Here is a 13,993-nt window from a genome sequence, read left to right as displayed (position 1 = left end):
CATACTGGCCAGTATCACCGAAAAGCGCCTGGCTCGAGCTTAACATACTAAACCACACCAACAAATCAGAGGTTAAGTATGCAGTCAAAGATAGAGTTATTATTAAATTACATTGTCATTGTAATCGCAGTGGCTTATGGCGCTATGGTATTTATAAGCCTTAATTTTAAACTTACTCCAGAGCAGATGAGTAACCCGGGAATGGTTATCGCATTTCTAATCTCCTGCACGTTCAACATTGCAAAGTTAAAAGAAAAAACAACAAGCTTTAGAATTCACCTTACAGCTCTGTTCGCGAACATACTCACGTTTAGTTACGCAGCAGCGTTTGCGGTGCAAGACCCATGGATAGCAAAAGTCGTCACGACTATTTTAATGGGGTTAATACTGGCGTTTTCGTTATCTGGCACAATTCAGTTGAAAAAAGGCGCGGCCAGTCAAAAGACATATAGTACCCCGCATTGAAGGGACGCAAACACAGACAAGCAGAGGCGGATATTCACCTCTGCTTGTTAAAATCCACATAGCTTTTAAATAGCTCACTTATCAAAACCACCCGTAATAGAAACCCACTTATTCATTAAAAGGAAAGTCATGAATAAAACTTCAACAAGCGTTTCCATTGCAACAATACAAAACGGCGTCGCCCGCTCTGATGGTAAACTCTCAGCAACAAAAGACGCCTTGATTTTCGAACCGTTGAATAAAAAGTTCGGTTTAGGGCCTTACCATATTGAGCGAAGTGCCATATCAAAAATAGAGAGGTGTTATGGTACAGGCGCAGGAATATTGCCTGTAACGACTGAGGCAATCAGAGTTACGCTGATAAACGATCATAGCTATGAGTTTATCATTGCCAATGCGAAAGAGTGGTTGGCCCATTTAAACCCATAATTCACTCTCTGGAAGCACATGGGTACCATAAATCAATCACACAGCCAAAAACACCAGTGTTAGTTTTAACTTTGGACCCATTGCCTTATCGAGGCATCATTGTTGAACCCAGCACTTGGCCAGACGTCAGATGACGGCTTACGTTCAGAACATAACCCACTCTAACGTCTGTTTGTATTGAGTTTAATTACCGCGAAGACTTCACCTGCCTTTTCTCCGCAACCGTAACCTGATTTTTAATATGAAACGCATTGTACTGGTTCAGATCCTGAACGTAGACGGCACCGGACTCTTTACCATTGGCGTCATGATGTGGGGTGGCTATCACCGCTTTACCGTCGGAGAGGCCGACGTTCCAGCCAAGTTGATCGCCTGGCTGCGCATTGTTAGCAACCACTTTGGATGAATAGTGCCAGCCATCGGCGCGCTTTTTGTAGACATATAATGCGCCGGTGTCTTTGCCTTGTGCGTCATGGTTCATCGCGCTGATAATCGCCGTATCACCACTGAGTGCCACGCCGCGGCCAAAGCGATCATCGGCTGCGCCATCAGGAGAAGTGAGTTTTTGCGCCTCGGTCCAGCGTGTGCCTTTGCGCTCAAAAATATAGGCAGAGCCGGCATCCACGCCCAGACCCTCTACGTCATCGCGTCGTGCCGAGATGAGTGCCGTATCTCCTGAAATTGCGACCCTGACGCCAAAGATATCGGTATCACCGCCATCGGACGCCATCAACTTAGCCTGCTGATGCCATTGCTCCCCGTCTTGCACGTAAATGTATACGGCTCCGGCGTTTTCTGCCGTTTTGTCATGCAAATCAGCGCCAACGACTATGGTATTGCCATCAACCGCGACGTCGATGCCAAACAGATCGCCCGCCGCGCCATCACTGGCCATGATTTTGCTCTGATAGCGCCAGGTATCACCAGAACGAATATAAATATACGCAGCACCGGCATCATTCGCCTTTGCATCATTACGTGGGGCACCAATCACCAGCACTTTGTCGGTAAATGCCACACTCTGGCCAAAGGCATCACCCGGTTTGGCATCTGGCGCGGTAAAAATCTCAGTTTGTGTCCATGTGTCTGCTTTTCGCGCAAAGGCCACCACCGCACCGGCGTCTTTGCCTTTGTCATCTCGTCTCATACCGCCGAGCATGGCGATGTCATTCTTTAAGACCACCTTACCACCCAGGGTGTCATCAGCAGACAGAGGCTTTGCAACCAGCTTAGCTTGTTGCTGCCAGCCCTTCTCCCCTAATACGTAGACATAGCCCACGCCGCCGTCATTAATCCCATTGATATCCGCTTTGTGCGCGCCCACCACAACCGTGTTACCGTCAATCGCTGCACCATAGCCAAAATAGTCTTCCGCCTTGCCATCATTGGCAAGTAATCTGTCTGGCGCCGCAAAGCTATGACCAGCCAGTGCTGTTAGCATGGCACACAGGGTATATTTCATAGTTGATTGTATTTTCACCCGTTCCTTCCTTTTTCTTCCAATACATCAGGCCCAAACTTGTCGCATTTTTGATGATATTTCAACAATCTATTTTACTGATCAAGATATTCTCAATGAGTCTGAGCTGACAAAAGCGCATACCTGCTTCTGACTGGAGTGACACCGTTAACGGTCTGGTAAGCCCTAAGTGACTAACAGCACGTTACTTTTACCTTTTTTAGGGATTTAGTAATAAAGCAACATAGCTGCTTAATTTGGTTTATACCTGTGCGCTGAAATAAATGTAACCAATTATAAATACAGATAATTATCCTGCTTTAAGCGACCTCGCACACAGCGTGTGCTTGCGCCTTTTAAAATGACATTTCTGTGAAAGGTGACGATGCCATATTGTTTAACTACCTCAGGCTCCATACAATCTGGTCTAGACCAAAAGAGGTATACCCATTATGACTCACTACTTACTCTTAACACCAGGCCCGTTAACCACCTCAGATACCGTGAAACAAGCAATGCTGAAAGACTGGTGCACCTGGGACGATGACTATAACCTGGACGTAGTCCAAACAATCCGCCGTACATTAATTAAGCTGGCAACCCCCTCAACCGGTTACACCAGCGTACTGATGCAAGGCAGCGGCACCGCCTCTGTTGAATCTGTGCTTGGCAGCGCCCTGTTGCCCGAAGACAAAATACTGGTGATCAACAATGGCGCATATGGCAAACGCATGGCAGAGATCTGTCAGATACTTGGCCTGGCGCATGAAGTGCTGAGCTTTAAAGAAACCCAGCTGCCAGATTTAGAACAGATTGCTGTAAAGCTGGCTACTGGCGGGTTTAGTCACCTGGCAATGGTGCACTGCGAAACCACCACAGGTATGCTCAACCCCCTGGCGCCCGTAGCACAACTATGTAGCGATTATGAGGTGCGTTTTATCCTTGACGCGATGTCGAGTTTTGGCGGCATCACTATGGATGTGGCAAAGCTGAATATTGAGTTTTTAATCAGCTCCGCCAATAAGTGTATTCAGGGTGTTCCAGGCTTTGGCTTTGTGATCGGCAAGCAAGCAGCCATTGAGCGCTGTAAAGGCAATGCAAAGTCGCTCAGCCTGGATCTGTATGATCAGTGGCATACCATGGAAGTATCGAATGGCAAGTGGCGCTTTACGTCACCAACCCATGTGGTCAGGGCCTTTGCTCAGGCACTCACTGAGCTGGCCGATGAAGGCGGCGTAGCAGCCAGACAGGCGCGCTATATGCAAAATCAGCAGCTGTTATGTCAGGGCATGCAGGAATTAGGATTTGAGCCTTTGTTACCGGTTAATTTGCACTCGCCCATCATCACTTCTTTCTACTCCCCCACGGCACCTAACTATGACTTTAAACGCTTTTATGAAGCACTGAAGGCCAAGGGCTTTGTGATTTACCCCGGCAAAGTATCCGACGCAAACTGCTTTCGAATTGGCAATATCGGCGCCGTGTACCCCGAAGACATAGCACGACTTATCAGCGCGATTGCTGAGGTCAAATACTGGGAATAAACTCCACCAGAGAACACCAACAAGGCCACAATGCGCGGCCTTTTATGGGTCAAACAGCGAGTCAACTTACTGACTGTCCACTTCGATTTCTATCGCACTGTGTACCCAGTATTCTATGTTGTAATCGACCAACTTGTCGGCCTGATTAAAGCGCTGGCGAATTATCTTCAGGCATAACGCGCCACTGTTCACGTTAAGCAGGTCAGCTTTGTCATCGGGAATAGCTGTGACAACCAGGCTGCTGCGTTCATGAGTCACGTTAATCCCGTAATCTCGTTCAAAAATGGTGGTCACCGAGCCTTCTAAGGACTTAGACGCCAGATCATCAAACTGGGCGGCCAGACAGTAAATCTCTTCGACCATCACAGGACGTTCATCCAAAGAGCGCACCCGGCAAATGGCATGGAACGTTGCCGGGCTTTGTACTGCAAATGCCTGATTGACGACATTCGAAGCCAGGGTTGTCTCAAAGGACACCACCTGGGTTAATGGCGTAAACTGCTGCTCCTGTGCAAGCTGGTAAAAGTTCACCTTTTTAACCGGATCCCACTTCAGCCTGGGTGGAGAGATAAACCAGCCTTTGCGGTTCTGACGATAAATCACACCTTCGGCTTCCAGCCTGATAAGCGCTTCTCTTACGGTGATCCGGGTGGAGCGGAACGTATATTGTAGCTCGCGCTCGGAAGGCAGCTTTTTCAGCTCGGGATGATCGGCGATCAACGCAAATAAATATTGCCTGATTTCTTTATAAAGCAGCATAAGTCCCTATTGTCCTGTTAACACCTGAGTGGTCAGCGCCAGCCAGGGTGCAATGTCTGTGTCGATGATGTGGCTGGGTTTGCCTGAGTCGTCATATCGGCGCAGTTCCATCGCCTGAGCAAAACAGCCGAGCGCTTCAAACGCACGCGCTTCGCTGTCAGTCATTGCTCCGCCCTGCTGTTGCAAGGTCTTCCAGCTTGCGTCAGATAAGCACCGGGCTCCAGCTATTCTGGCAGCGTAGCGTTTTGCCTGGACATGATAGCGAATTGGCAAATAAACGCTAGCGGGAAACCCCTTTTGTGCGAGCCAGTGACTGGCAATGTCAGCATGCTCACTGTGCCCCCATTGGTCCAGCCCGTCTAACTGAGCTTTGTCCGCGATAAAGTGGCCAATGTCATGCAAAAATGCTGCGCACACCATGTCAGGCGCTGCCTGATGCTGTTGTGCATGCCAGGCGCTGCTGACTGCATGGCTGATCTGTGTGCATACTTCGCCGTAAGTATTGTCACCAAACTGTCTAAACAAACAGGCAATTTCATCTATGGTGTCTGTCATTTATCAGCCTTACCGGCGGCGGCCGCCAGCTTTGATAACTGCTTATCAAGCCACCAGGGGGAGTGGCCGGCATCTTCACACCGCTCTTTACGCTGCACCGACTGTTTTACCAGTTGCGCCCCTAAATAACGTATTGGCTCAGGCGGGAATGCGCCCAACGGTCCTCGTGCCAGACCACTGCGTGCCCAGGCATTGTCTAACCCCAATACCAGCGACGACAAGATCTCGCCACCCAGATAGCTTTGCACAACACCATTGCCCGAATAACCCAGCCCATAAAATACATTGGGGTTACCGTTCAGTCGGCCAAAAAATGGCAGGCCGGTAGCAGACCTGTCTGACGCCCCTGTCCAGCTCGTTTCAAACGCGCCATCCAGTGCAGGAAACAGATGCCGAAAGCTGGCTTTGAGCATGGCTTCAAAACCACTGGGTTTGTCGAATGCGCTGAGCATTTTATTGCCATAAGCAAACAGATTACCGCCCTTACCCAGCATCAGGCGGCCATCCGCACTGGTTCTGTAATAGTGTACAAAAACACGTGAATCAGCCACCGCTTTACCGTGGGACAGGCCTATGTCGGCCAGGGCTTGCTCCATCGGCCGGGTGATCATCATATCGGAAGACACCAGTACATAGTGGCGATTAAAGCGCGGAAAACATTGCCCCATCCAGCCATTAATGGCGATAACCACTTTCTTTGCTTTCACGCTACCGAGGCGTGTTTCAACCGTCGGATTAGTACTGCCCTGCAACCCCGTCATGGGTGACTGCTCATAAATCTTCACGCCCAGCGACTGGGCCAATTTTTTGAGGCCCAGCACCAGCTTGCCCGGATGCACACTGCCTGCGGCATCAGTGGCAATCGCTGCACGGGTTTGTGTGCTGCCTGAAAGCCTGATGGCATCAGCCTGCGCTAACGCCTGCCAGCGATTGATACCATGCTGTTCAAGCAAAGACACTGGATGTGACAAAGATTGCGCCTGTGCCGCATTGGTGGCAGTGTAAAGCGCGCCTTCAGCGCGCACCTCAGCGTCAATATTGTAGCGATGACAAAATCGCTGAATATCAAACACCGCCTGCTCGGATGCCTGTACCAGACGAATGGCTTCTTCAACACCAAACAGCCTGAGCAAGGTATTCAGCTTAGTCGCAAAGGTCAGCATACAACCGCCGTTGCGCCCGGATGCCCCTTCGCCACAGCGGCCTTTCTCAACCAGGGTGACATCGGTGTTGGGCGACTGTTGCTTTATTTTAATGGCACTCCAGAGCCCGGTATAACCGCCACCGACAATACACACATCACTGTGAATATGGGCAGTTAATGGCTTGGTTGTTTTGTCGTCCGTCAACGCCTGCGCCTGCCTGAACCAAAATGGCTGACAGTGACTCATGGGCGCTGGTGTCTGGCTCGTTTCGCCATGATCTGCTGGATCACGGGAATGGCATCCGCCAAAGAGTCGACCACAAAATGGGCGCCAGCCTGATACAGCTCAGAATAAGCTTTTTCTTTCAGCACACTTTGCTGCTCAGCCGTCAGGTCCCGCCACTCAGCTTCGGTTAAACCGATGGCATTGCCAGTGACCGCCAGACCCACAGTCCACATACCTGCACGTAGCCCTTCTGTAATACCCGGCGCTGAGTCGTCAAATTTGATGCAGTTGGCCACGTCATTGATCCCCAACTTCTGTACATTTTCTAATGCCATCCAGGGACCCGGTCTTGACCCTATGGTGTCGTCACTGGCGACCCAGCAGTCCGGGCTATACCCTTGCTTTGCCGCTTCGGGTACCAGGATCTCCATCACTTCGCGTGGATAGCCTGAGCAGGAACCTATTTTGATCTGCTGCGCCTGTAACCAGTCGATGGTATCAAGTGCACCAGCAATCGGCATTGCATGTTGCGCCACCTTGGCTTTTTGCAACGGCATAAACGTGTTGTAAATAGTATCGACCGTGTCATCGCTCATGGCCTGGCCAAACTGTGCCTGCCAGCGCGCATCAACCGAAGGCAGCTGACCAAGTGTTTTTATGTGATCCCACTTGCCCATGCCCATTGGTACACGGGCTTCTGCCAGAGAAATATCAAAGTCATAAGCCTGCTTGAAGGCCTCAACAAAAATGGTAGTGGGGGCAACAGAGCCATAATCCACGACAGTTCCAGCCCAGTCTAAAATGACAGCTTCAATATGATTCATGTGGTTTCCTTATGATAATGTGCGGCGATTATGCCGGCCGTGAAGGCGAGTTGGTCAGTGGCATGTGGCCCCGGCGTAACAGGCGGATACTGAAATACACCATAGAGCCAACCACCAGCGCGCCACCAAGGATTGCTACCAGGTAACAAAGTTGAATAAAAAACGCGAGCCAGCTGATCTCGGGGGAGGCAAATGTGCGATACAACAAGATGCTGACACTCCCCAGGTAACCCGCTGAATCGGCGAGGTAAATTAAAAAACCCGCATTCGCCGTTGAGCCTACGGCTGAAATCATGCGGTCAAACAAAAAGCAGTTATACGGGATGTAAGCGATATACAGTCCGGCACCCAGCCACACCATCCAGCTTTTGCCGTCAATCCAGTGCTGCTCAAACGCATAGGTGGTGCCTCCCAGCAGCACACAACCCAACAAAATAAAGCCATGATTACTTAAAAACGCACTGGTGTTGTTCTTAATCATCACCATGGCAGCGAGCACAAACAACACGACACCGGCGATGCGAATGCCCGCATAGGCAAAAATCGCAGGCTCTTCGCCGTGGCCGAGTGCCTGCCAGATCTCCGCCGAGAAGTTATCGCGAAAATCTCGCAAACCGGTAAACAGCAAAAAGCTGGTGATAAGCAGTAAAATGCCCGGCGCATAACGGAGGAAAAACGCCAAGCGCTGTTGAGCATTCATAGGCGCACGAGCTTGCCTTGCACTTTGGTCGTCCGGCGAAGGCGGCGGGGTTTGCGCCAGCAAATACACCGATACAAATAAAGGTACAGTGAAAATGGCCCCGGTTGTGGCTGGCATCCAGTATTCTGTTACGTTCAGATCGACTATCAGCCATTGCCCCACTGTGCGCACCAAACCCGATGCCACAATAAAGGTCACGCTTAAAAACGCCCCGAGGATCTCAGAAGTTTTTCGCCCTTCTAAAAAGCTAAAAACAATCCCCCAGATCATGCCAAGCGGCACGCCATTTAAGAACATCATCAGCGGTTTGAGTTGCTCCGGTACCAGTGCGAATAACACCAGCGCTAACTGCGCGGCCATCACCAGTGTCAGTATGGCCAGTGCTCTGCGATTTGCAGTTAACTCGGATACCACCTTGATACCTATGAATTTAGACAACAAATAGCCAAACACCTGAGCCAGCACCAGCGCTATCTTAAAATCAAGCACGCCCATAAACGCCTCAACCTGCTCGAACTTGCCAACAGAAAAGGGTTTACGAAACGCATACATGCAGAAGTAAGTCATAAATGCCGCCGAAGAAGCATACATAACAAACACCCAGGTGTGGCTGCGCTGAATAACGCGATTGATTAATGACATGACACTATTACCTGAAAAAGAAAACTGGGAAGGCTAACCTTCCCAGTTGACAGTGCGATTAAAAGAAATCGTATTTAAAGCCAATCTGCCCACGGATACCGTAGTATTCGATTTGGTTCGGACGCTGTTCCGATCCAGTGAAATACTGTAGCGGCTCATCGGTCAGGTTGTTGAGTTCCAGATAAATCATGGCATTGTCGTTGAGGTAGTAAGACGCGGTGGCATCGACGCTTGTATAATCTCCATAATACGTGTCCAGCGTCGTGTTATCGCCGTGATCTTCGATGTATTCCCCCTTATGGTTCACTGCAATACGCGCCGCGAAGTCACCATTGTCATAGTAAAAAGCAACGTTATACAGCGCATCGGCCTGACGAGAGATCTTCACTTTATCGTCACGACCCGGGATGTCCATTTCTGAATCCATCAGCGTAAAGTTCACGCTCATACCAAAATTGTCGAGTGACTCATTGACAAATGCCAGACTGGAATTGGCATTAAACTCAATCCCATGCAACCAGGCATCATCGCCATTCAGCGGGCTTTTCACCGTCACGGAATTGCCCCGATAAGTGCCCTGATAGCTCTGAGAGAAAACCGGATCGATGATCTGTTTATAAAAGTACCCTGCGGAGATAACGCCAGCATTATCAAAGTAGTGCTCATACATTAAATCAAGGTTATTTGAGTAAGTCGGGTCCAGCTCCGGGTTGCCTGAGCGCAACTGGTTTTCGATTTCCAGGTACGTACTGCCCGGTGATAGCTGGCCAAAACCAGGACGGGCGAACGTACGAGTCAACGCCAGTCGTACATTGGTCATTTCGTCCTGATGATAGGTAACATGTACTGAAGGCAACACGGACCAATAGTCCTTACCGCCATGCTCTGGTTCAACGCGGGTTCCGTCATCATTCTTCACCGCCACATAACCAAATACATCCGTTTTGGTCTGCGTTGCACGCAAGCCACCTAAGATTGTCCAGCGCTCTGATGGCGTGTAAGTCGACATACCGTAGACAGATAAATGGCTTTCTTCCAGGTCAAAGTTACGACTTAAACCACCGCCGTTTTCTACCACCTCAGAATCGTCAAGGTCGTAATTTAACTTGTGATTATTTTCGTTCCACCAGCGCTTCAGATCATTCACCGGGATCACTTTTGAGAAGTGCTTTTGATAGTCAATCTCATAGTTATCGAGGTAGTCACGTCGACCAGGTTGATCCACTAAGCTGACGCCTAACTCATCTGCTACCTGCGCCAGTGTCGGCGTTGGTCCAAACTCGTCTTCGTTCCAGCTGTAAAACTTATCGAAGAAGCTGGCATTACGTTCTTTGTCTCGGTATTTAAAGCCAGCTTTAAACTCAAGCTGGTCTGAATATGTGTGGATGAGGTCAAGCTGGGCGACGATTTTGTCTTTTTCTTTAATATCTACCCCATAGAGCTCAACATCTGCCAGCACGGCTTTATTGGGATCCATCACCCAGTCATCCGGCAAGTGCATGCCAATCTGGTGCGCCGGATCGGTGCCGCCATCTATGGTGTTATAGATCAGGCCGGTTTCTTTGTTCTCGCCATCGCGCATGCCCACATCAGTATCAAACTCGACACCTTGTTTAAACTTCACCACATAATAGGCATTGTCTTTACCATTAGGAATGTCACCATACTCAAACTGATTCTCATAGGTACTCAGCTTCCATTCCAGACGCGTATTGAAATCGATGTCGAACTCACCACCAAACTCAAACCCCGTCATCTCAGTGATCAGTTCATCATGAATATGCTGAAGCTCAACGCGATTTTTGTTGTAGCGCACTCGATGCTTGTAATGGGTTTCCACGTCAGACAAGGTGCCATACATGGCTTTAGCATAGACAACTCCCTTATCCAGCAGGTATTCACCCGACATATTCAGACCGTAGGTTTTGCGCGTTCCTGTGTAGTCACGTAGTTCTAATCTGTGTACACCTGCGATGCCCTCTTCATCTACTTCGCGGCGTGGTTCATAGTTGTCAGTCGCCCAGTCACGTTCCCAGGCGGTGGCATTAATTAAAAAGCCAAACTTATCATTGGCTAAGCGGTCACCGTAGAGCAGGTTAAAGGAATGACTGCCACCCTCAGCTTTCTCAGAATCTCCTACACCCACATTCACAGACAGTAGGCGCTCATCCGGTGCCCGGCGTGTCACAAAATTGATGTTACCGCCAATCGCATCTCCTTCCATATCCGGCGTAATGGCTTTGGACACTTCTACCAGCTCAATCATATCGGTCGGGAAAAAATCAAAGGCCACCGCACGGCTGGTCGTTTCTTCTTCCGCGGTCGGTAAGCGATCACCGTTTATCGAAGTAGAGTTCCATTGAGCCGGCAAGCCACGAACAGCCACAAAGCGGCCTTCCCCCTGATCTCGCTCAATGGATACGCCCGGCATACGCTGCACGGCTTCCGCCGCATTACGATCCGGCAATTTGCCGATACCATCCGCCGACAGTACATTTTTAATATTGTCGGACTCTTTTTGAATGTTGATGGCCTTCATGGCGCCACGGCGCATATGACCCACGGCGACCACTTCTTCCAGTGTATTATCGTTACGATTAAGGCTTAAACTGCCCAAATCCACAATCTCCCCATCCACGACCGTGATATCAAAGTCAGCAGACGGATAGCCCAGATACTCCACACGCAGCGTGTGTGTGCCCGCAGGCAGGCGCGATAAATTGAATTGCCCCTGATAATCGGTCGATGTGGTTGATTTAGTACCCACCACTGAAATTTTAGCGCCTGATAGCGTGCCTGATGCATCCGTAATTAAGCCTGTGATTGAGCCATCTGCCAGCGCAGAAAAACTTGTCATGGCCAATATGCCCGCGGCTATCGGTGTCAGTTTGTTCATGTCATCCCCAAGAAGAGTTATTTAATAATTAGCAATTATTTGGTCTAGACCAGACTTTGAGGAACAGTTTATGGGGCATGTATGACAAAGGTGTGTCGCATTTTTGAAACTGATATTAATGGGGAGGTGGCATTTCGGCGTGGCACAAACGACTGTACGGGTACTTGGTATTGTTCACTGGCTGCATAGTGCTTTTTCATTAAAAAGAAGTAAAAACAAAACAGTACAGACCAGTCACTCCATATTCCATGCAGATTTGTCCGCTACCCTCAGCATAAAAGTACCTAAAATAAGAAATTAAGGAACGTTAATGAACACCAAGTTACATGCGCTCTGCCTGGCGATTGCGCTGGGCGTCTCGGGCCAAGCAATGGCAGCCTGTAACGGGCTTGCGGGCGGCGCTTCGGCATACCTGGACGGCGAGACACTGAAAGTGAAAGGGTCGCGCCATAGCGAACAGTTCACCCTCAGTAAATCAGGCGATACTCTGACCGTGACCCGTAAAGTGGGTAGCAACAGTAGCTGTGAGACCTTCTTTATGAGCCAGATCAGTGCGCTTGAAGCGCGCCTGGGCAATGGAGCAGACTCGTTCAATGCCAGCAGCATTGCAGTATCACAAACCCTGTACGGACAATATGGTAACGACACCCTGATCTCAGGTAACCAGAACGATCGCCTCTACGGTGGCCGGGGCAACGATACCCTAAAGGGCAACAGTGGTAATGACCAGCTGTTCGGTGAAGATGGCAGTGACACGCTGCACGGCGGCTGGGGAAATGATCAGCTCAAAGGCGGCAACCACCATGACAAGTTGTTTGGTGACTACAATGACGACACCTTATGGGGTGATGATGGCGGCGACTTGCTGATGGGTGGTCAGGGTACCGATGTACTTTACGGAGGCAATGACAACGACTATCTGGGCGGTGGCTGTCGTCTGGCCAATGCCAACAACGGCTATATTTATGAGCAGAGTAACTGTAACAGCAATCGCGATGGCAACGATAAACTCTACGGCGGCGCGGGTCATGATGTACTCAGCGGTGACAACGGTCATGACACCCTGTATGGCGAAGATGGCAATGACTACCTGACCGGCAATGGCGGCCGCGAAGATCGCTTACATGGCGGCAATGGCAATGATGCCTTGTTCGAAAATGGCGATGGCAATCCAAACAGCCTGCGCTGGCACAAAGCCTGGGGTAACAATGGTGACGATATCCTCTTTACCAATGGCGAAAACTCCAACCAGGAAGGCGGTAAAGACAATGATGTGATCATCACCTCTTCGAGTGGCTATGAGGCAAAAATTCATGGCGGAAAAAGCGCCGACTTCATCTGGACTGCCGACGCAGCGCCTCAGGGCACCTGCGGTAAAGGTGATGACAAGGGCATGGTATTTCTGAACAGCTGTGAAGGCACCACCTGGGTAAAAGACTATCAGGGGCTGCTGTCTAAGGTGGATAACAGAAGTAACTTCAATAACCCGTATTACGAGGCGGCCAACGCTGTGGTTGAAATGTCCGGTGAATACTCTGGCTATAACAATGGCTGGCGCAGCCTGGGTGTCCGCCCGACTCCGTTATACGACATTGTATCCGGTGCTGTCTTTGCGCGCTGGTTAAGCGACCAATCGACTCTGCCGTATTCTTACTATGAATGGCGAGTTGATTATAATGTCGGGAATTCTGGCATTTACGGCACTTACTTTAACTGCATGGAAAACAACGTCGCCTATATGTGCCGACATATAATTCAGCAAACTGAGACCTGTTATAACAGCAGTGGTGACTCTATTAGCTGTAGTTAACTCAAATTACAGCCTGACAAGGAAGTTGGGAACATACTGCCTATCAAACGCCTTTTCTGGTTACAGCCCTCTGGTCACATTAGAACAATTAAGGTACAAATAATACCACTTCACGACCTGACAACACCTGGATGTTATTATGGCTTTACTGCTTTACCTCGCCGCCACATTGCTCGTTTTAGTTTCGCTGGCGCATTCTTATCTCGGTGAGCGCTTTATTCTGATGCGGCTATTTAAGCGAGATAATCTGCCCCAGCTGTTTGGCAGTAGCGATTTTACCATTCGCACGCTGCGTTTTGCCTGGCACCTGACTTCCATCGCCTGGCTGGGATTTGCCGCACTTCTGATTGCTCTGGCATCACCCGGGTTCACCCCTGCTACGCTGCTTCACATCACCGCGCTGACATTTGCGCTACACAGTTTACTGGCTTTGGGTCTATCAAAAGGAAGGCACTGGTCATGGATATTATTTGCTGTGGTGAGTGTGCTGCTTGTAGTGGCCGCGATATAACTGCCCTCACGCCCGACTCCTGTGTTGCT

The 13,993-nt window shown here is 49.8% G+C and carries 12 protein-coding genes; 5 read left to right on the top strand and 7 right to left on the bottom strand.

The features are described 5' to 3' along the window. Nucleotides 1-78: 78 nt before the first annotated feature. Both QNM19_RS12155 and QNM19_RS12150 read left to right on the top strand, forming a co-directional pair. Nucleotides 79-465: a hypothetical protein gene (locus QNM19_RS12155; RefSeq protein WP_284026745.1), complete on the top strand. Its 387-nt coding sequence runs from the start codon at nucleotides 79-81 to the stop codon at nucleotides 463-465. Nucleotides 466-594: 129 nt separating this feature from the next. After that, a complete protein-coding gene (locus QNM19_RS12150) occupies nucleotides 595-894 on the top strand; it encodes a hypothetical protein (RefSeq protein WP_049865367.1) in 300 nt (99 codons plus the stop codon). Nucleotides 895-1,081: 187 nt separating this feature from the next. On the opposite strand, the gene QNM19_RS12145 is transcribed toward QNM19_RS12150, so the two are convergent. Beyond that, entirely contained in the window at nucleotides 1,082-2,374 is a 1,293-nt protein-coding gene (locus QNM19_RS12145) for an FG-GAP repeat protein (protein ID WP_049865366.1), read from the bottom strand. Between the two features lie 428 nt (nucleotides 2,375-2,802). Between QNM19_RS12145 and phnW the strand changes: the two genes are divergently transcribed. Next, on the top strand, nucleotides 2,803-3,897 hold the full coding sequence (gene phnW, locus QNM19_RS12140; protein ID WP_284026808.1) for a 2-aminoethylphosphonate--pyruvate transaminase: 1,095 nt from the start codon (nucleotides 2,803-2,805) through the stop codon (nucleotides 3,895-3,897). A 66-nt stretch (nucleotides 3,898-3,963) separates the two neighbouring features. On the opposite strand, the gene QNM19_RS12135 is transcribed toward phnW, so the two are convergent. Genes QNM19_RS12135 through QNM19_RS12110 form a run of 6 tightly spaced genes read right to left on the bottom strand, consistent with a single transcriptional unit; the run spans nucleotide 3,964 to nucleotide 11,643 of the window. After that, nucleotides 3,964-4,656: a UTRA domain-containing protein gene (locus QNM19_RS12135; RefSeq protein WP_049865365.1), complete on the bottom strand. Its 693-nt coding sequence runs from the start codon at nucleotides 4,654-4,656 to the stop codon at nucleotides 3,964-3,966. Between the two features lie 6 nt (nucleotides 4,657-4,662). Then, a complete protein-coding gene (locus QNM19_RS12130) occupies nucleotides 4,663-5,211 on the bottom strand; it encodes an HD domain-containing protein (RefSeq protein ID WP_049865364.1) in 549 nt (182 codons plus the stop codon). After that, complete coding sequence (locus tag QNM19_RS12125; protein ID WP_284026744.1) at nucleotides 5,208-6,602, bottom strand: FAD-dependent oxidoreductase; 1,395 nt, start codon at nucleotides 6,600-6,602, stop codon at nucleotides 5,208-5,210. Before QNM19_RS12125 ends, QNM19_RS12130 begins: the two co-directional genes overlap by 4 nt. Then, a complete protein-coding gene (gene phnX, locus QNM19_RS12120; RefSeq protein WP_284026743.1) occupies nucleotides 6,599-7,405 on the bottom strand; it encodes a phosphonoacetaldehyde hydrolase in 807 nt (268 codons plus the stop codon). The genes QNM19_RS12125 and phnX overlap by 4 nt, the downstream gene beginning before the upstream one ends. 28 nt (nucleotides 7,406-7,433) lie before the next feature. Continuing rightward, on the bottom strand, nucleotides 7,434-8,747 hold the full coding sequence (locus QNM19_RS12115) for a DUF5690 family protein (protein ID WP_284026742.1): 1,314 nt from the start codon (nucleotides 8,745-8,747) through the stop codon (nucleotides 7,434-7,436). Between the two features lie 58 nt (nucleotides 8,748-8,805). Continuing rightward, complete coding sequence (locus QNM19_RS12110; RefSeq protein WP_049865896.1) at nucleotides 8,806-11,643, bottom strand: TonB-dependent receptor; 2,838 nt, start codon at nucleotides 11,641-11,643, stop codon at nucleotides 8,806-8,808. A gap of 310 nt (nucleotides 11,644-11,953) precedes the next feature. Between QNM19_RS12110 and QNM19_RS12105 the strand changes: the two genes are divergently transcribed. Both QNM19_RS12105 and QNM19_RS12100 read left to right on the top strand, forming a co-directional pair. Beyond that, the gene (locus QNM19_RS12105; protein WP_049865895.1) at nucleotides 11,954-13,453 is read left to right on the top strand and encodes a calcium-binding protein; all 1,500 of its coding nucleotides are present in this window, start codon (nucleotides 11,954-11,956) and stop codon (nucleotides 13,451-13,453) included. Nucleotides 13,454-13,592: 139 nt separating this feature from the next. Continuing rightward, a complete protein-coding gene (locus QNM19_RS12100; protein WP_049865894.1) occupies nucleotides 13,593-13,964 on the top strand; it encodes a hypothetical protein in 372 nt (123 codons plus the stop codon). Nucleotides 13,965-13,993: the final 29 nt, after the last annotated feature.

It is taken from the genome of Pseudoalteromonas ardens (assembly GCF_030125445.1).
Lineage (GTDB): Bacteria > Pseudomonadota > Gammaproteobacteria > Enterobacterales > Alteromonadaceae > Pseudoalteromonas > Pseudoalteromonas ardens.
The sequence above is the reverse complement of the archived record's forward strand: the minus strand, read 5'-3'. Positions and strand labels throughout refer to the sequence as shown.

Bases quoted from the DNA above. Each gene is read 5' to 3' on its own strand.
- QNM19_RS12155 (WP_284026745.1), top strand. From the start codon at position 79: ATGCAGTCAAAGATAGAGTTATTATTAAATTACATTGTCATTGTAATC.
- QNM19_RS12150 (WP_049865367.1), top strand. From the start codon at position 595: ATGAATAAAACTTCAACAAGCGTTTCCATTGCAACAATACAAAACGGC.
- QNM19_RS12135 (WP_049865365.1), bottom strand. From the start codon at position 4,656: ATGCTGCTTTATAAAGAAATCAGGCAATATTTATTTGCGTTGATCGCC.
- QNM19_RS12130 (WP_049865364.1), bottom strand. From the start codon at position 5,211: ATGACAGACACCATAGATGAAATTGCCTGTTTGTTTAGACAGTTTGGT.
- QNM19_RS12125 (WP_284026744.1), bottom strand. From the start codon at position 6,602: ATGAGTCACTGTCAGCCATTTTGGTTCAGGCAGGCGCAGGCGTTGACG.
- phnX (WP_284026743.1), bottom strand. From the start codon at position 7,405: ATGAATCATATTGAAGCTGTCATTTTAGACTGGGCTGGAACTGTCGTG.
- QNM19_RS12115 (WP_284026742.1), bottom strand. From the start codon at position 8,747: ATGTCATTAATCAATCGCGTTATTCAGCGCAGCCACACCTGGGTGTTT.
- QNM19_RS12110 (WP_049865896.1), bottom strand. From the start codon at position 11,643: ATGAACAAACTGACACCGATAGCCGCGGGCATATTGGCCATGACAAGT.
- QNM19_RS12105 (WP_049865895.1), top strand. From the start codon at position 11,954: ATGAACACCAAGTTACATGCGCTCTGCCTGGCGATTGCGCTGGGCGTC.
- QNM19_RS12100 (WP_049865894.1), top strand. From the start codon at position 13,593: ATGGCTTTACTGCTTTACCTCGCCGCCACATTGCTCGTTTTAGTTTCG.